This window comes from Amycolatopsis sp. NPDC059021 (genome assembly GCF_042739895.1).
Lineage (GTDB): Bacteria > Actinomycetota > Actinomycetes > Mycobacteriales > Pseudonocardiaceae > Amycolatopsis.
Genome location: NZ_JBHYIQ010000071.1, coordinates 22,695 through 38,763 on the forward strand (window position 1 = coordinate 22,695; position 16,069 = coordinate 38,763).

The 16,069-nt window shown below is 68.5% G+C and carries 13 protein-coding genes; 9 read left to right on the top strand and 4 right to left on the bottom strand.

What is annotated here, in order from left to right:
- The first annotated feature begins 266 nt into the window (after positions 1-266).
- The 3 genes from paaI to ACFWX1_RS33080 are packed head-to-tail and all read left to right on the top strand — an operon-like array spanning position 267 to position 2,535.
- Positions 267-659 carry a hydroxyphenylacetyl-CoA thioesterase PaaI gene (paaI, locus tag ACFWX1_RS33070; protein ID WP_378393712.1) on the top strand — a complete coding sequence of 131 codons (393 nt, stop codon included), beginning with the start codon at positions 267-269 and terminating at the stop codon, positions 657-659.
- Entirely contained in the window at positions 659-1,948 is a 1,290-nt protein-coding gene (gene paaK, locus ACFWX1_RS33075; protein WP_378393684.1) for a phenylacetate--CoA ligase PaaK, read from the top strand. The genes paaI and paaK overlap by 1 nt, the downstream gene beginning before the upstream one ends.
- Positions 1,945-2,535, top strand: coding sequence for a TetR/AcrR family transcriptional regulator (locus tag ACFWX1_RS33080; protein ID WP_378393685.1), 591 nt, complete (start codon positions 1,945-1,947; stop codon positions 2,533-2,535). The genes paaK and ACFWX1_RS33080 overlap by 4 nt, the downstream gene beginning before the upstream one ends.
- A gap of 2 nt (positions 2,536-2,537) precedes the next feature.
- Here the strand turns inward: ACFWX1_RS33080 and ACFWX1_RS33085 are convergent, their stop codons facing one another.
- Positions 2,538-2,831 (bottom strand): hypothetical protein, encoded by a 294-nt coding sequence (locus ACFWX1_RS33085; RefSeq protein ID WP_378393686.1) that lies wholly within the window; start codon positions 2,829-2,831, stop codon positions 2,538-2,540.
- Positions 2,832-3,110: 279 nt separating this feature from the next.
- Between ACFWX1_RS33085 and ACFWX1_RS33090 the strand changes: the two genes are divergently transcribed.
- Positions 3,111-3,779, top strand: a complete 669-nt coding sequence (locus tag ACFWX1_RS33090; RefSeq protein WP_378393687.1) for a TetR/AcrR family transcriptional regulator — start codon at positions 3,111-3,113, stop codon at positions 3,777-3,779.
- Here ACFWX1_RS33090 and ACFWX1_RS33095 read toward each other — a convergent pair.
- The gene (locus tag ACFWX1_RS33095; protein ID WP_378393688.1) at positions 3,676-4,761 is read right to left on the bottom strand and encodes an AraC family transcriptional regulator; all 1,086 of its coding nucleotides are present in this window, start codon (positions 4,759-4,761) and stop codon (positions 3,676-3,678) included. The genes ACFWX1_RS33090 and ACFWX1_RS33095 overlap by 104 nt on opposite strands.
- A gap of 85 nt (positions 4,762-4,846) precedes the next feature.
- On the opposite strand from ACFWX1_RS33095, the gene ACFWX1_RS33100 reads away from it, so the two are divergent.
- Together ACFWX1_RS33100 and ACFWX1_RS33105 are read left to right on the top strand one after the other, a co-directional pair.
- Complete coding sequence (locus ACFWX1_RS33100) at positions 4,847-5,959, top strand: winged helix DNA-binding domain-containing protein (RefSeq protein WP_378393689.1); 1,113 nt, start codon at positions 4,847-4,849, stop codon at positions 5,957-5,959.
- 404 nt (positions 5,960-6,363) lie between these two features.
- Positions 6,364-8,505, top strand: a complete 2,142-nt coding sequence (locus ACFWX1_RS33105; RefSeq protein WP_378393690.1) for a tetratricopeptide repeat protein — start codon at positions 6,364-6,366, stop codon at positions 8,503-8,505.
- A 383-nt stretch (positions 8,506-8,888) separates the two neighbouring features.
- Here ACFWX1_RS33105 and ACFWX1_RS33110 read toward each other — a convergent pair whose 3' ends face one another.
- On the bottom strand, positions 8,889-10,079 hold the full coding sequence (locus tag ACFWX1_RS33110; RefSeq protein WP_378393691.1) for a hypothetical protein: 1,191 nt from the start codon (positions 10,077-10,079) through the stop codon (positions 8,889-8,891).
- Between the two features lie 312 nt (positions 10,080-10,391).
- Between ACFWX1_RS33110 and ACFWX1_RS33115 the strand changes: the two genes are divergently transcribed.
- Both ACFWX1_RS33115 and ACFWX1_RS33120 read left to right on the top strand, forming a co-directional pair.
- Positions 10,392-13,379 carry an ATP-binding protein gene (locus ACFWX1_RS33115; RefSeq protein ID WP_378393692.1) on the top strand — a complete coding sequence of 996 codons (2,988 nt, stop codon included), beginning with the start codon at positions 10,392-10,394 and terminating at the stop codon, positions 13,377-13,379.
- 196 nt (positions 13,380-13,575) lie between these two features.
- Positions 13,576-13,737 carry a hypothetical protein gene (locus ACFWX1_RS33120; RefSeq protein WP_378393693.1) on the top strand — a complete coding sequence of 54 codons (162 nt, stop codon included), beginning with the start codon at positions 13,576-13,578 and terminating at the stop codon, positions 13,735-13,737.
- 60 nt (positions 13,738-13,797) lie between these two features.
- Here ACFWX1_RS33120 and ACFWX1_RS33125 read toward each other — a convergent pair whose 3' ends face one another.
- Positions 13,798-14,337, bottom strand: a complete 540-nt coding sequence (locus tag ACFWX1_RS33125) for a helix-turn-helix domain-containing protein (protein WP_378393694.1) — start codon at positions 14,335-14,337, stop codon at positions 13,798-13,800.
- A gap of 219 nt (positions 14,338-14,556) precedes the next feature.
- Here ACFWX1_RS33125 and ACFWX1_RS33130 point away from each other — a divergent pair, with 219 nt between their 5' ends.
- Entirely contained in the window at positions 14,557-16,044 is a 1,488-nt protein-coding gene (locus ACFWX1_RS33130; protein ID WP_378393695.1) for a flavin-containing monooxygenase, read from the top strand.
- Positions 16,045-16,069 lie beyond the last annotated feature (25 nt).

Consider the following 16,069-nt stretch of genomic DNA (forward strand, 5'->3'; position numbering starts at 1 on the left):
GACGTTGATCGTCTCGAACGGAGCGTTCGCGACAAGGGCGTGGCATCCAGCCCCCAGGGCTGATGTCGCGAACGGAGCGTTCGCGACATGATCACGCGCCGCGCGCCCCGCACCGCGCGCCCCGCACACCGCCCCCACACCGGGCCGGGGACGCTTGACACCGGACCCCGCCTCTGCTTTTACTGATCGGCACCATGGGTGACCGTCCATTCGGTCGGGAATTCTCGAACGGAGGGACCGAGTTGCCAGCCAACGCCGCACACGTCATGTTCGAGGCCGACGAGGCCTCCCGCGCACTGGGTATCGAGTTGCTCGAAGCCGGGAACGGACGCGCAGTCGCGAGCATGAAGATCACCGCGTCGATGGTCAACGGCCACGACATCGCCCACGGCGGCTACGTCTTCCTGCTGGCCGACACCACGTTCGCCCTCGCGTGCAACAGTCACGGCCCGGTCACCGTCGCGGCGGGCGCCGACATCACCTTCGTCGCCGCCGGACGGCTGGGCGATCACCTCGTCGCCACCGCGACCGAGCGCACCCGCTACGGCCGCAACGGCATCTACGACGTCACCGTGCACCGGGAGACCCCCGGCGGGCCGGAGACGGTCGCCGAGTTCCGCGGCCGCAGCCGCACCATCGAAAAGTCCCGGGACGCGTGATGACCGACCTCGACGCCGCCGAGCGGCTGTCCGCCGACGAGCTGGCCGCACTCCAGCTGGAGCGTCTACAGTGGACGCTCCGGCACGCCTACGCCAACGTGCCGTGCTACACGAAGAAGTTCGACGAGGCCGGCGTGCATCCCGACGACTGCCGCGAGCTGGCCGATCTGGCGAAGTTCCCCTTCACCACCAAGGAAGACCTGCGGCAGAACTACCCGTTCGGGATGTTCGCCGTGCCGCGGGAGCAAGTCCGGCGCATCCACGCCTCCAGCGGCACCACCGGGAAACCGACCGTGGTCGGCTACACCGAGGACGACCTCGACACCTGGGCGACCGTGGTCGCGCGCTCGATCCGCGCCGCGGGCGGGCGTCCCGGCGACAAGGTGCACGTCGCCTACGGGTACGGCCTGTTCACCGGCGGCCTCGGCGCGCACTACGGTGCCGAAAAGCTCGGCTGCACGGTGATCCCGGCATCCGGCGGGATGACGGCGCGGCAGGTCCAGCTGATCACCGACTTCGAGCCGGAGATCATCATGGTCACCCCGTCGTACCTGCTGACGCTGCTCGACGAGTTCGAGCGCCAGGGCGTCGACCCGAAGAGCAGTTCGCTGCGCGTCGGGATCTTCGGCGCCGAGCCGTGGACCGAGCAGATGCGCGCGGAGATCGAGGAGCGGTTCGCGATCGACGCCGTCGACATCTACGGGCTGTCCGAGGTGATGGGCCCCGGTGTCGCGCAGGAATGCGTGGAAACCAAGGACGGCCTGCACATCTGGGAGGACCACTTCTACCCCGAGGTGATCGACCCGTTCACCGAGGAGGTCCTGCCCGGCGGCTCCGAGGGCGAACTGCTGTTCACCTCGCTCACCAAGCAGGCCATGCCGATCATCCGCTACCGCACGCGCGATCTGACCCGGCTGCTGCCGGGCACCGCGCGGCCCGCGTTCCGGCGGATGGCGAAGGTGACCGGCCGCAGCGACGATCTGATCATCCTGCGTGGCGTCAACGTGTTCCCGACCCAGATCGAGGAGATCGTGCTGCGGACCGACGGGCTCAGCCCGCACTTCCAGCTGGTCCGTTCGACGCGCGGCCGGCTGGACCACCTCACCGTGCGGGTCGAGGCGCGGCACGACACGTCGCCGGAACTGCGGGCGCGCGCGACGGCCGAACTCGGCGCGGGGATCAAGGACGGCGTCGGGATCAGCGTCGAGGTGAACGTCGTGGACCCGGACACGCTGGAACGGTCGCTGGGCAAGATGCGCCGGGTGATCGACGAGCGGGACAAGCCGTGACGGCGCCCGCGCGGCGCGGCAGGCCGGGCTACGACCTCGAATCGCTGTTGCAGGTGGCGGTCAAGCTGTTCAACGAGCGCGGCTACGACGGCACCAGCATGGAGGATCTCTCCCGCAAGCTCGGTATCACGAAATCCGCCATCTACCACCATGTCCCGAGCAAGGAGGAGTTGCTGCGGCTCGCGGTGGACCGCGCGCTGAACGGGCTGTTCGCGGTCGCGGCCGAACTGGACACTATGGACGGACGGGCCATCGACCGGCTGGAGTACCTCGTGCGCGGCAGTGTCGCGGTGCTGGCCGAGCAGCTGCCGTTCGTGACGCTGCTGCTGCGCGTGCGCGGCAACACGAAGGCCGAGCGGGCGGCGCTGGCCCGGCGTCGCGAGTTCGACCGGCTGGTGACCGAGCTGGTGAAACAAGCCGAGGCCGAGGGCGACGTGCGGCCGGACATCGATCCCGCGGTCACCGCGCGGCTGTTGTACGGCATGGTGAACTCGCTGATCGAGTGGTACAAGCCGCGCAGGGGTTCCGCGCCGGACGAACTGGCCGACGCGGTGTGCAAGATCGCCTTCGACGGTCTGCGGGCCTGAACTCACTCCCCCGCGGCCTTCGGCGGACGTCCCGCCTGCCACAGCAGCGCCTCACGGAGCTGTTCGATGAGGTATTCGTCGTCTTCTTCGGAGGGGTCGGCCCCGATCGGGATCCAGCGTTCGGACACCTTGTTGCCCGCTTCGTAACTGGTGATGACGATCCCGGCGTAGGACACGGAGAGGTCCTCGCGCGGTTCATCGTCGGCACCGTCGCCGAAGCAGACCTGCCGATGCTGCAGACGGACGCTCACCCAGCGTCCGGACGACGAGGCCGGACCGCCTGCCGCGCTGCTCATGCGATCGCCTCGCTCCGCGAGACAGTGTTCAATCCCTTTTGGCGCATGATGCCTTCGATTCGCTCGCAAGCATCGCTCATGGGCTCCTACCCAAGACGACCACCCCCAGCTTCCCGCCTTCTCGTCGCGCCGAGGGGCACGGGAGTTACCCACGGGTTGTTCCGGTTGGATAACGTCACGGCCGGTTATGGAACACCCGGCGGCGATTGTTACCGCAGGCTCTTGACAACGGGTCAACAACTTGTTGACACGGCACCGGCGGCGGGTGAGGCTGGGAGGATGACCACCGGCACGAAGGCGCCGTCCGGCGCCAGGAGACGACGGCTGGAGCCCGCCGAACGCCGGGCCGAGATCCTGGCCGTCGCGCGGCGGCTGTTCGGCGCGGGCAGCTACGATTCGGTGTCCACTTCGGACATCGCGGAGGCGGCGGGAGTGGCCCGGCCGCTGATCAACCACTACTTCGGCGGCAAGCGCGAGCTGTACCTGGAAGTCGTGCGGCAGATGATGATCGTGCCCGCACCGGTCGCCGAAGCCCTGCCGGACGCCTCGATGGAGGAACGGCTCGCAATCGGCGTCGACCGCTGGATCGACGTGATCGAGCGCAACCGCGACGCCTGGCTCACCGTGATCGCGGCCGGGCGCGATGCCGAGATCGAGCAGATCATCCTGGAGGGCGACGAAATCGCGGCCGACCGCGTGCTCGAGGCCGCGCTGATGTCGGACGTCACCGAGGGGCGCGAGCAGTTGCGCGCGATGATCCGGTCCTGCGGCGAAATGCTGCGGGCGGCCTCACGGGAATGGCTCGTGCGGGGCACTCTCGACCGGGCGACGCTGCGCACGTTCGTCACCGAGACGATCCTGAGCCTGCTGAAGGTGACCTACCCAGCGGTCCTCGCGGCGCGTTCCGGCGCGCATACGCCGCCGGGGTCATCCCCGTCCAGCGCTTGAACGCGTAGATGAAACTGGACGCCTCGGCATAACCGAGGCGCAGCGCGACGTCCTCCACCGACAGCGCCCCGGTGTCGAGCATCTCCTCGGCGAGGGTCTGCCGGACCTCGTCGACGAGCACGCGGTAGCCGGTGCCCGCCTCGGCGAGCCGCCGGCGCAGCGTCCGGGGACTGACCGTGAGCTGGCGGGCGATCTCGTCCATGCCCGCATCGACACCGCCGAGGCGCACCAGCCGCTCGCGGACCAGCTGGGAAATGCCGGAGCGGTGGCGTTTCCTGGTCACCAGCGCCTCACATTGCGCGGCGCACAGGGCGACCGTCTGCTCGTTGGCCTGCGGCAGCGGGTAGGTGAGGTAGCGCGCGTCGAGCACCGCCCGGTGCGTCTCGCGGGAAAATCTCGGCCGGACGCCGAAAGTGTCCACATAGGAATCCACAGTGGACGGCGCGGAATGACGGCACTCCAGCGCTTCCAGCGTGATCTCGGGCAGCAGGTCCCGCATCACGGTGTGGATCGCGCCGTGGTCGCGCAGCACGAGGAAGCGGGCGACGTCGCCGGGAACCCGGGAATCGTCCATGGCGAGGGTGATCCTGCCCGCGCCGACACTGACGTGCGGGATGCAGAACGTGAAGCTGAGGTCGAGAAACCGCAGGGCGAACAGCACGGCGTCCCGCAGCGTCGGACTGCTGATGCAGGCGAAGCCGAAGATGCCGAAGGTGGTCACGCGATAGCGGCGGGCGAGTTCGAGCGCGAGGTCGTCGGCGTCGCCGAGTTCGCCGATCAGCGCGCGGACGACAGCCAGCTCCTGACGCGCGTCGACTTGGAGATCGTGATCGGTCAGCTGGGCCGGTTCCAGCGAGGTGCCCGCCAGCAACCGGGCGGGCGGGACGCCGTGGTCCTCGGCGAACCGGGTCATCAGCAGGATGCTCGCGGTACCGCGCGGGAAGTCCCAGTCCTCCACGGCCGGGGCGGCCAGCTCTGCCATGGCCGGAATTATGGATCAGGCTCGAGCGCGACGCCATCCCGATCTAGGACCTGGATTGTCCGGTATCGCGGTTAGGGTGACGCTCATGCTGGGGAAGACACTGAGCCACCGGGCCCTCAACCGCGCGACGCTGGAGCGGCAGCTACTGCTGCGCCGGGTGAAGATGTCCGCGCTGGAGGCGGTCGAGCACCTCGCCGGCCTGCAGGCGCAGGCGCCGTCGCCGCCGTACTACGCGCTGTGGGCGCGGCTGCACGGATTCCGGCAGGAGGAGCTTTCCGGGCTGCTGACCTCGCGGGAGGTGGTCCGGATCGTGCTGATGCGCGGCACCGTGCACCTGGTCACCGCCGCGGACGCGCTCGCGTGGCGGCCGCTGGTGCAGGTGATCATGGACCGGGATCTGCTCTCGAACACGCAGCACGCCAGGGGCATCGCGGAGCTCGACCATGCCGAGGTCGCGGCCTTCGCCAGGAAGCTGCTCACCGCGCGGCCGCATTCGAGCGCCGAGCTCGGTGCCGCGCTCGAGGAACGCTGGCCCGGCGTCCCGACGTCGTCGCTCACCCACATCGCACGCGGTCTGCTGCCGCTGGTGCAGATCCCGCCGCGCGGCCTGTGGGGCAAATCCGGGCAGCCGACGTACCAGACCGCCGACGACTGGCTGGGCACGCCACTCGCCGCGCGGCCGTCGCCCGAGCGGCTCATCGAGCGCTATCTGGCCGCGTTCGGCCCGGCGACGATCGCGGACGCGCAGACCTGGGCGGGCGTCACCCGGCTCGGCGAAGTCGTCGACGGCATGCGTTCGCGGCTGCGTGTGTTCCGCGATCCCGACGGCCGCGAACTGTTCGACCTGCCGGACGCGCCGTTGCCGCCCGGCGACACGCCCGCTCCCCCGCGTCTTCTGGGCCCGTTCGACCAGACACTGCTTTCGTACGCGACACGGACACGGATGATCAGCGACGAGTACCGGAAGCGCGTCATCACGCAGAACGGCCTGGTCAAGGGCACTGTGCTGAGCGGTGGACACGTACGCGGGTTCTGGGAGATCAAGACCGCGCGGCGGGTCGCGGCGCTGACCGTGACCCCGTTCGAGCGCCTGCCGAAACGGGACGCCGACGCACTGGAGAGCGCGGCCACCCGGCTGCTTCGGTGGGCCGAACCGGACGCGGAAACCCACGAGGTCCGCTTCGACCCCGTGTCGTGAAGCCCGCCGATTTCCGGGCTCCGTTCGGCCGGGCGGCCATCACCAGAAATACCAAAAAATAGCAATAACATTCAGCTCACGATGAGCGTTTCATCAATACGGAGTGTGATCTCGGCGCTACACGCGCACAATGGCCACGTACGGTGAGCGGATCCGCACCCGTTTTCCGCCCAGCGAACCTCTCTCCGGCTCCGGGACCACCGTAAGTAGCGTGTCCTGGATCACTCGGGTAATCCTCTGGTGTGGCCCGGATCATGGTATCTCCACCTCGCGTTCCCGGGTCTTTACTCCACGGGCCGCCGACCGGCAGTTCGTGCTTTCGGGTAGTTCTGGACGCCAGTTCCGGCAATGCGCTTCGGAGCGGGTAAACAGGAAGGTTCGAGGATTTGTTGGGGAGTTCTCGGATGGATCATTTCGGCCGTGACCCGGCAGTCGTGTCGTCGGCGAACCGCGTCACGGGGGCCGTGACGGGCGCGTCGGTGCAGTCGGGCGTGATCCATGGCGACGTGACCATTCAGCAGACCGCGCCCACACCGCCTCCTCCGGTACCTCGCCAGCTGCCGCCGGTCCCCGCCCATTTCATCGCCAGACCGGCCGAGATGTCGGCACTCGACCGCGTCGCCGAGACCGGCACCGGGCAAGGAGGCGTGCCGGGAGTGGCGATGGTGGCGGGCCCCGGCGGAGTGGGTAAAACGGCGCTGGCCGTGGCGTGGGCGACGATCAACGCGGACCGTTTCCCGGACGGGCAGCTCTACGCCGACCTCCGCGGGTTCTCCACCGGCAGCGCTGTGACCCCGGAAGAGGTCCTGGGCAGGTTCCTGCGGAGCGTGGGAGTACCACCGGAGCGCGTCCCCGTGGAACTGGCCGAACAAGCCGCGCTCTTCCGCACGATGACCGCGGGCAAACGGCTGCTGGTGCTTGCGGACAACGCGCTCTCCACGGCTCAGGTACGTCCGCTGATGCCGGCGTCGCCGGAGTGCGTGGTCCTGGTGACCAGCAGGCTCCGCTTGGACGGGCTCTACGCCGACGGCGCCGAATTCGTGGACGTGTCACCGTTGCCGCAGGGACGCGCGGTGGAGTTGCTCACCCGCTCGCTGGGGCCACGCCGCGCGGCCGGGGAAGGGCCTCAGCTCGGCGAGCTGGCGTCGTTGTGCGGCAGGTTGCCGATCGCGCTCCGGGTGGCTTGCGCACGGCTGGTGTCGCGGCCGCGATGGCCGGTCGAGCGGGTGGTGGCGGAGCTGAAGGACGAGCGACAGCGCCTGCAGCGCCTGTCGGCGGGCGAGGAGATGTCGGTGGACGCCGCGTTCGACCTGTCGTACCAGGCGCTGCCGGACGAGACGGCCCGCCTGTACCGGTTGGCCAGCGAGCATCCGGCGTCCGAGTTCGAGGCCGGCGTGGCCGCGGCGGCGGCCCGGATGCCCGAGGATGAAGCCATCGACGGGCTACAGGCCTTGGTGGACGCGAGCCTGCTCGAAGAACTCGGCGGGGATCACTACCGGTTCCACGACCTCTTGCGGCTGCACGCGCGCGCCCAGCCCGACGAGGACCGCGAGGCCGCGCGACTGCGTGTCGCGCACTGGTTCCTGCATCGGACGACCCGCGCGAACATGGTCGTCATCCCGCTGCGGTGGCGGGTCAGTGACGTGTGCGAGCGCTACCGCGACGCCCCGGCGATGTTTCGGAGTGGCGGCGAGGCGCTCGACTGGCTGGACGGTCAGCTGCCGAATCTGCTCGCGGTACTCGAAGACACGGTGAGCATGGGGCAGGACGAGCTGGCCTGGCAGCTGTGCGAGGCGTTGTGGGAGCTTTTCCTGCACCGCAAGCACTATCACCACTGGCTCAGCTCGCACGAACTCGGGATCGCCGCGGCGCGACGGTGCGGGCACGAGGTGGCCGAGTCCCGGCTGCGGTGCCAGCTCGCGCGTGCATACCTCGACCTGCGGAGGTTCGACGAGGCCGAGCGCGAATGCCTCACGGCGGCGGAACTGGCCCGCCGCAACGGAAGCAAGCACAACGAGTCCGTGGCCATGAACCAGCTGGGCATGGCCGCCCAGGGCAGGGAGGACATCGGCGCGGCACTCGTGTACTTCGGGAAAAGCCTTGTGCTGGAACAAGAACTGGGCATCGAGCGGGGTGTGGCGAACCGCCACCGCCGGATCGGCGAGGCTCTCCTGCGCGCCGGGCGCGACGCGGAGGCCGCCGGGCACTTCGCCTCGGCCGTCGCGATCTACGCCCGGCTGGGCGACACGAAGGACGAGGCGAAGGTGCTGATCGGGCTGGCCCGTATCGACGCCCGCGCCGGGGCGCTCGATCCGGCGAGGCAGCGGCTGGAACGAGCGCAGGACGTCCTGAGCACCTCGGGATCAGCGGTGTACCAGGCGGATGTGCTGATCGCGTTCGCGGAGATCGCCGAAGACAACGGTGATCCCGCTTCCGCACGCACACATCTGCGCCAGGCCTTGAGGCTGTGCGACGGGGTCAGCGCCGCCTACGTGGAGCGCATCCAGACGGCGCTGACGCGCCTCGCAACCGCCGAGGACGACTGATCCGAGGTGCCCCAGGCGCCGGCGGGTGAACAGCCAGAGGCAGCCCGCCACCGCGGCGGTCTCGACCGACGGGGAAGGCACCACGACGATCTCGCCGTCGCGGGCACCCAGCACGCACCGCGCGCCGTCCCCGGCGGCTGCCAGGGTCAGACCGGGAAGCCGCGCGAAGGCCTCCGTGACTGTCTCGCGGGCGTCGTCGAGACAGACCGGGACCGGATGGACGAGCACGTCCACAAGGGAAAGGCACACATCAGAGCCGGCGCGGGCGGAGACGAACCCGCCCGCCGGAGCGTCATCGACGGAGTAACTCCACAGGCACGGCCGGCTACCGTCGTCCGCCGTCCGCGCCACCCGCACCCTTGCCGGGGACCGCTGGTCGCCGCTCATGATGGGAGCAGCCTAGGCAAGGGCACCGGGGACGCGGGCACCGCCCGCGCCGGTTCGGCGAGATCCAGCAGCCGGTACATCGTGCGCCGGAGGATCGCGCCCGCCTGACCGGGCCGTGACGTCAGCAGGTGCCGGACCGCCCCGGAATCGGTGGCCGCCCGGTCGGTCAGCAGACCGGCCAGCGGGGTGCCGGGCCGCCACCGGGGTGCCTGTCGCGCCAGCACATCGGCGGGGCTGCCCGCCAGCAACGGCGCTTCGGCGCTGCCGGTCAGCAGTACCGGGGCACCGATGCCGGCGGCATAGGTGCTCACCGAGCCGTAGTCGCCGATGACGTGATCGGCCGCGACCAGTGCCGCGCGCCAGCCCTCGTCCGGTGGCACCAGGCGCAACCCCGCGCGAAAGCAGTCGGCCAGCCAGGCCCGGACCTGCCAGTCGCCGTGGTGCGACCAGATCTGCGGATGCAGCGCGCCCACGACGCGGTAGCGCTCGGGCGGCAGTTCGGCCAACACCCGCTCGAACAGGTCGTGGTGGCTCCCGAACGCCGAGCGCTCGGACCAGGTGGACGTGACGACGACCAGTTCCCGCTCCCCCGCCACGCCCAGCGCGCGCCGGTAGTGCTCCCGGAACGGGACGCTGGCGCACAACCGGTCGAAGGCGATGTTCCCGGCGACCACGGCGGCCGGGACCGCGCGCGGGCAGACCTCCTTGAGCACGGCCAGTTCGTCGTCGTGGGTGAGCACGATCGCCTCGGCCCGCACCCGGCCCTCGCGCAGCAGCTTGCCGGCGTCGAGGTTGAGGACAGGCTGGTGATCGCCGCCCGCCCCCGGCGGCCGCCACCGCCGGTACTGCGCGAACCCGCCCCCATGGGGCACCAGCACGACCGGGCCGGTGACCTCGTCGATGCCCCGGGTGCTGCCCGCGAGCACGAGGTCGTAGCTGCCCCGGCGAGCGTGCGCCCATGGCAGGACCACCGCCCCCTGCGCACGGACGAAGTCATGCGTCGCCTGCCATGACTCCCACGGCTCCGGCACGGTGAACGCGACTTGGAGCCGGTGATCGGCTTCGAGCAGCGGCAGCAGGTCGAGCAGCCGGGTCCCGGCGACCATGTGCGGCACCATGACCAGAACCGATTTGCACCCCAGCCGGGTCGACCAGTGCCGATCCTGTTCCCCGATCGGGCTGCGCACCCATGAAATCGTATCCACGACGAACTCCCTCGCAAGCTTCCCTCGGCGGGCTGTTTGTCCGGGAGCCAGCGTGCGGACCCTGACTGAGAGATCGCTTTCCGCTCGTATTTCTGTCCACTGACAATTGATCATCCGAACAGGTCTTTTTGCGGACAATCACGCGCTGACCTGGTGTGATCCGGGAAATAATGCGAAACTGTCAGACGGAGGAGAGGGGCGCGATCGGCAGGTCGTGCGGGGAAGGGGCATGCCGTGAATAGCGTATTCGAGATTCTCGGGCAAACGCGTCTGCGCATGCACGGGAATCTGACCATGAACGACGTGAAACCCCGGGCCAGGAAGGTCCTGACCGCGCTGCTGACGTCACCGAATCAACGTATGCCACTGAAGAAGGTGGTGGAGTGGGTTTGGTGCGACACCGAACAACTTCCGCAGGACACCCGGTCGACGATGCACCAGTACGTCACCCAATTACGGCGTGCACTGGCCGCCACCGAGGCTCCGGCGCGGCTGATCGTGGCGAATGGCGGCTGCACCCTCGAAGCCGACACCGGCCTCATCGACTATTTCGTCTTCCGATCGTTGATGAACCGGGCACGAGACCAGCGGGACCGCGGCAATCATCGCAGTGCACATGCAGATGCTCTTGCCGCGGTGCAATTAAGGCGCGATGAACCGCTCGCCGACCTTTCCACCGAACTCGCCGACGAATGGCGGGCGAACTGGACACGCACCGATTGGATACCCGCGAATGTTTTTCTCGTCGGCGAGCAATTGGCCGACGGCCGTCCCGGCGCCGCATTGGCCCGCTTGACGGAACTCGAGCACAGTCATCCACGGGAACTCGGCCTGGCGAAGCTGCGGCTGCGCGCACTGCACGCGCTGGAACGCTTCACCGAAGCAACCCACTATTACGTCACCACGCATCGCGAACTCCGCGCGGCCGGTGACGACCGGGCCGCCGACGAGCTGCGCGCGTTCCACGACCGGATCGCGTACCCGGCTTCCGAGCCGGTGACCGCGGCATCGCGGCACGGCACGACGACAGAGCCGGAGCCGGAGCCGGAGCCGGTCCCCGGCGTCCGGCGGCTCCCGCCGGACACCGTCGAGATCGCCGGCCGCGACCACATCCTCGACACCCTCGACGCGCTGACCACCGGCGCCGCCGGAGCACCACGACCGGTGATCCTGACGCTGACGGGGTCGCCGGGGGTGGGCAAGACGACCGTGGCGGCGCACTGGGCCCACCGGGCCAAACCCCGCTATCCGCACGGCGTGGTGCTGCTCGACCTGCACGGCTACGGCCAGGCGCCGCGGCTGGAAGCAGCCGACGTCGTCGACACCCTGCTCGCGATCCTGGGTTATCCCGTGGACCAGATCATCGGACCGGTCGGCCGCGCGACGAAACTGACCGCGTTGCTCGCCCGCAGGCCCTTGCTGTTGATCCTGGACAACGTCGAGGATTCGGCGCACGTCGAGCCGCTGCTCAGCGTGGTGCACTCCTGCACGGTCGTGATCACCTCGCGGCGGCGGCTGGTCTCGCTGTCGATCAGGCACACCGTGCGGGTCGTCACGATCACCGCGCTGACGATGTCCGAATCACGGGCCCTGCTGGCCCGGCGGATCGGACCGCGCGCGGCGAAGGAACCCGAAGGACTCGACCAGCTGGCGCGGCTCTGCCACCGGCTGCCGCTGGCGTTGACCATCGTCGCGGAGCGGGCGGCCGCACGCACCGGCACCCGCCTGGAGACCCTGGCCACGCAGCTGCGGGACGCCGAGACGCTGCTGACCATCGGCGAGGATGGCGACGGTGCGGGAACGAGCCTGCAGTCGGCTTTCGTGTGGTCGTACCGCGCGCTCCCGCCCGCCGAACAACGCGTGTTCTGCCTGATCGGCCTGAACCCCGGCACCGAGCTGACGAGTGCCGCGCTCGCGGCCGCCGACGGACGGGACGTGGCTCAGGTACGGCGCTCACTCGACGTACTGGTGGCCGCGCACCTGGTTCGCCAGCCCGGTGATCTCGACCGGTACCAGATCCACGATTTGCTGCATCTCTACGCGGCGACGCTGGCCAAGCGCCTGCCCGACCTCGACGCGGCGCGGGAACGGATGGTGTCGTTCTATCTGTGGTCGGTCTTCAACGCGCACTCGATGATGTTCCCCCACAAGGCACGGCCGCCCATGCCCTCGGACGCGCCCCGCGTCGAGCCCATCGTTTTCGCGGACGCGAACGCGGCTGCCCGGTGGTGCCTGCAGGAACGCAGCAATATCAACGCGATGGTCCCGCTCGCCGCGGAAAACCGGCTCCACGACCTGGCCTGGCGACTGCCCGCATTGACAACCCCCATCATGGACCGCTCAGGGTTCTATGAGGACATCGTCGCCAACCTCATGATCGCGGCCCGGTCGGCGGCGATCGTCGGCGCGCTGGAGGCGCAGGCATCGACGCTCAATGATCTGGGCAAGGTCCACATGCTCATCGGGAACGACCACGAGGCGGACCATTACCTGCAACAGGCCCACGACCTGGCCACCGCACATCGGCTGGAGTACGGGCTGCTCGCCGTGAGCCTGAACATGGCCCGCCGCCATTACCACGCGGGACGGCCGCTGGAAGCCGTGGCGCAGTACCGGATCAGTCTGGAGCTGACCCGGGCCGGCAAATACCCGGATTTCCGTGCACACGCCGCACACGGGCTTGCCGACGCGCTGGTCAATGCCGGGCGCAACGAGTTCGAGGTGTACGAACTGTATTGCGAGGCGCTGCGGGTTCGCCAAACGATCGGCGACGTCTCGGGGCAGATCACCACGCGTACCGCGCTGGGTTCACTGCTGACCCGTTTGGGACGCTACGAGGAGGCCGACCGGCACTGCCGAATCGCTTCAGAACTGGCCGACACCGCCCGGCATCTTCCGAGCGCAATGAAGCTGAAAACAGTCCGCGCCTTGCTGGCACACGCCCAACGGGACGACGCGACCGCGCTGCGCTACGCGGGCGAGGCAGTGGAGCTCGCCGAGCGATCGCGGCACGCGACAGGACAGGCCCGGGCGCTCTCCGTCCTAGGGGAGATTCTCAGCGACCACGGGAACGCCGAGGACGCCTGCCGTCTGTGGCGGAAGGCAGTGAATCTCTTTCGCAACCGGGAACGGCACAAGAAGGCCGATCTGCTCGAAGCCAAACTGGTGGCACTGGAATCCCGGGAGGATCCGACCATCCCAGGTGCCCGAAAAGCAGAAGAAGACACCGTAGCGATGCCACCACCACGGGTGCGCCTTGAGCGGAGACACCACACTCTTTAGGGTGAAATCGACAGCTGATCGATAGCCTGGTCGATACACCCTCACCCGAAAGTGCTGGTCAGGGAAACCTCGCCACCCAGCACCCTCTTGTAGCTGTACCCAGCTTCTTGCCACCAGGAGCCAGTTCCTCTAGCGTCGCGCAAAAGATTATAGCCAATCCGCATGACTCCCCTCCCCCCGCGCGTAGAGGAACCTCGTGAAATACCTCCTGAACTCCGCCCTGGCTGTCGGCATCGCCACCGCGGTGGTGACCCCCGTCGTGACGCTGGCTCAGCCCGCCGTGGCTATGGCCCAGCCCACCGCCGAGCCCGATTGGTGGGAGGTCTACTCGATTGGCGGGAACTCCGCCAGCGCGTGAGCGCCCCCGCCTATCCGGACGACTTACCCTGCCTCCCAAGAGTTTCCGCCGGATTCACCGTCACCGAGGTCGGCCGCGCCGGCGTAGTCCTACGCCGGCGTCGAGCAGCATCCGCCGCGTCTGCCCGTAGGTGAGCCCGAACTGGGCGGCCGTTTCCTTGATCGACTTGCCTTCGCGATAAGCTTCCACCATGCCCGGCGGAGCGGGCGCCGTCACCGGCATCGCGGGCCGGAGCGTGACACCGGCTTCCAGCAGCGTCTCACGCACTTTGCGGAAACTCAGGTCATAGCTGTTCACCAGTTCTGTCAGTGTTTCACCGGCTTGATAGCGCCGTACCATCTCCTCCGTGGTCGACCGAGTCGGCTCGTCGGCTTCACGCTGCTCTTCGGCAGTATTGTCACCAGGCTCGCCAGTCTCCGTCATCGGATCATCGCCGCCCCCGCACAGCTGATCGACCTCGCCTTTTCGAGCGCTTCTCCCAGATAAGAAGACTTGGCCCGCGGGTTCAACCCGCCAATTCGGCGACATGCCTTCGACCTCAACCGCATTGAGGGAACCGATACGACGAACAGGTCGAGAATCGCTTACGTACGGCCACATTAATCCTTCTCGACAGCCTTGGTACGCAGCAGTTTCTCGGCATTCGCAAATGAGTGCATGCACCCATAGTGATCGTTACAATTCGGTAACAGGAAATCGCAACCGGGTGGAATTCGAGTTCGGTGCTCTCGACCAGCGGCAGACCCGTGGCCGGAAGTCTCGATCGGGTGGCCGGTCGTGTCCTACCGGACCGGGCCTGAGCTGGGTAGCTTCCCTGGCATGAGCAGTGCGGCGGAGTCGAAGAGGACGACGGCGGCCGGGCCGTCGGTGCTGATCGTGGGCACCGGGTTCGGCGGGGTCGGGACGGCGATCGAGCTCAAGCGCGCGGGGTTCGCGAACTTCACGATCCTCGAGAGCGCGAGCGAGCCCGGCGGTGTCTGGCGGGAGAACACCTACCCCGGCGCGGCCTGCGACATCCCGTCGCCGTTGTACTCGTTCTCCTACGAGCCCAACCCGCACTGGCCGCAGCGTTACTCGCGGCAGCCCGACATCCACGCGTACCTCAAGCGCGTCATCGCCAAGTACGGGCTCGAACCGCACATCCGCTACGGCACCGAGGTCACCGGCGCCGCTTTCGACGAAGCGCGCGGCAAGTGGCGCGTCGAAACCAGCGGCGAGACGTACGAGGCGGACGTCTTCGTGCCCGCCGTCGGGCAGCTTTCCCGGCCGGCGTGGCCGGACATCCCTGGGCGCGACACGTTCGAGGGCACGAGTTTCCACTCCGCGCAGTGGGACCACGACTGCGATCTTCGCGGCAAGCGCGTGATCGTGATCGGGACCGGCGCGAGCGCGATCCAGTTCGTGCCCACGCTGCAACGACAGGCGGGCAGGCTCACGATCTTCCAGCGCACGCCGCCGTACATCATGGCGAAGCACGACACGACCTACCGCCGCTGGCAGAAGTGGCTTTTCGAGCGCGTGCCACCCACGCAGCTGCTCGGCAGGCTGCGCATCTTCCTGCTCGGCGAGTACGCGGCCTACGGCATGACACGGCATCCCGTGCTGATCAAGATGTTCGAGCTGCGCGCGGCCCAGCTACGCCACCGCTACGTCAAGGATCCGGTACTGCGCAAGAAGATCACTCCTTCCTATCCCATCGGGTGCAAACGGATTCTCTTCACCAACGACTACCTCCCCGCCCTCGCACAGCCCAACGTAACCGTCAGCACCGACAAAATCGCCGAGATCACCCCGCGCGGCGTGCGGACCGCGGACGACGTCGAGCACGAAGCGGACGTCCTCGTCTACGGCACCGGGTTCGCGGCGACCGATTTCCTCGGCAAGCTCAAGGTTCTCGGGCTCGGCGGCCGGTCGCTGCAGGACGAGTGGGCCGGCGGGGCGCGTGCGTATCTGGGCATGACGGTGCCCGGCTTCCCGAACCTCTTCTGCGTCTACGGCCCGAACACCAACCTCGGCACGAACTCCATCATCTACATGATCGAGCGCCAGGCGTCCTACATCCGCCAGGCCGTCGAGCACCTCGCCCGGCCGGAGGTGTCCTATGTGGACGTACGGCCGGAGGTGGAAGACCGGTACGACAAGGAAGTCCAGGAACGGCTCGGGCACAGCGTCTGGTCGGGCTGCACGAGCTGGTATCGCCAGGCCGACGGGCGGGTCACGACGAACTGGCCCGGCCTTGTCACCGAGTACGACCGCCGTACCCGCCGTTTCGACGCGGCCGACTACCGGATGGTGAGCACGCCATGAGCGACGCTTGCGAGCGAATCATCGA

Excerpts from the sequence above, each read along its gene's own strand:
- ACFWX1_RS33125 (WP_378393694.1), bottom strand. The coding sequence starts at position 14,337 with ATGTGGCCGTACGTAAGCGATTCTCGACCTGTTCGTCGTATCGGTTCC.
- ACFWX1_RS33085 (WP_378393686.1), bottom strand. The coding sequence starts at position 2,831 with ATGAGCAGCGCGGCAGGCGGTCCGGCCTCGTCGTCCGGACGCTGGGTG.
- paaI (WP_378393712.1), top strand. The coding sequence starts at position 267 with ATGTTCGAGGCCGACGAGGCCTCCCGCGCACTGGGTATCGAGTTGCTC.
- ACFWX1_RS33095 (WP_378393688.1), bottom strand. The coding sequence starts at position 4,761 with ATGGCAGAGCTGGCCGCCCCGGCCGTGGAGGACTGGGACTTCCCGCGC.
- ACFWX1_RS33130 (WP_378393695.1), top strand. The coding sequence starts at position 14,557 with ATGAGCAGTGCGGCGGAGTCGAAGAGGACGACGGCGGCCGGGCCGTCG.
- ACFWX1_RS33100 (WP_378393689.1), top strand. The coding sequence starts at position 4,847 with ATGCTGGGGAAGACACTGAGCCACCGGGCCCTCAACCGCGCGACGCTG.
- paaK (WP_378393684.1), top strand. The coding sequence starts at position 659 with ATGACCGACCTCGACGCCGCCGAGCGGCTGTCCGCCGACGAGCTGGCC.
- ACFWX1_RS33115 (WP_378393692.1), top strand. The coding sequence starts at position 10,392 with ATGAACGACGTGAAACCCCGGGCCAGGAAGGTCCTGACCGCGCTGCTG.
- ACFWX1_RS33105 (WP_378393690.1), top strand. The coding sequence starts at position 6,364 with ATGGATCATTTCGGCCGTGACCCGGCAGTCGTGTCGTCGGCGAACCGC.
- ACFWX1_RS33090 (WP_378393687.1), top strand. The coding sequence starts at position 3,111 with ATGACCACCGGCACGAAGGCGCCGTCCGGCGCCAGGAGACGACGGCTG.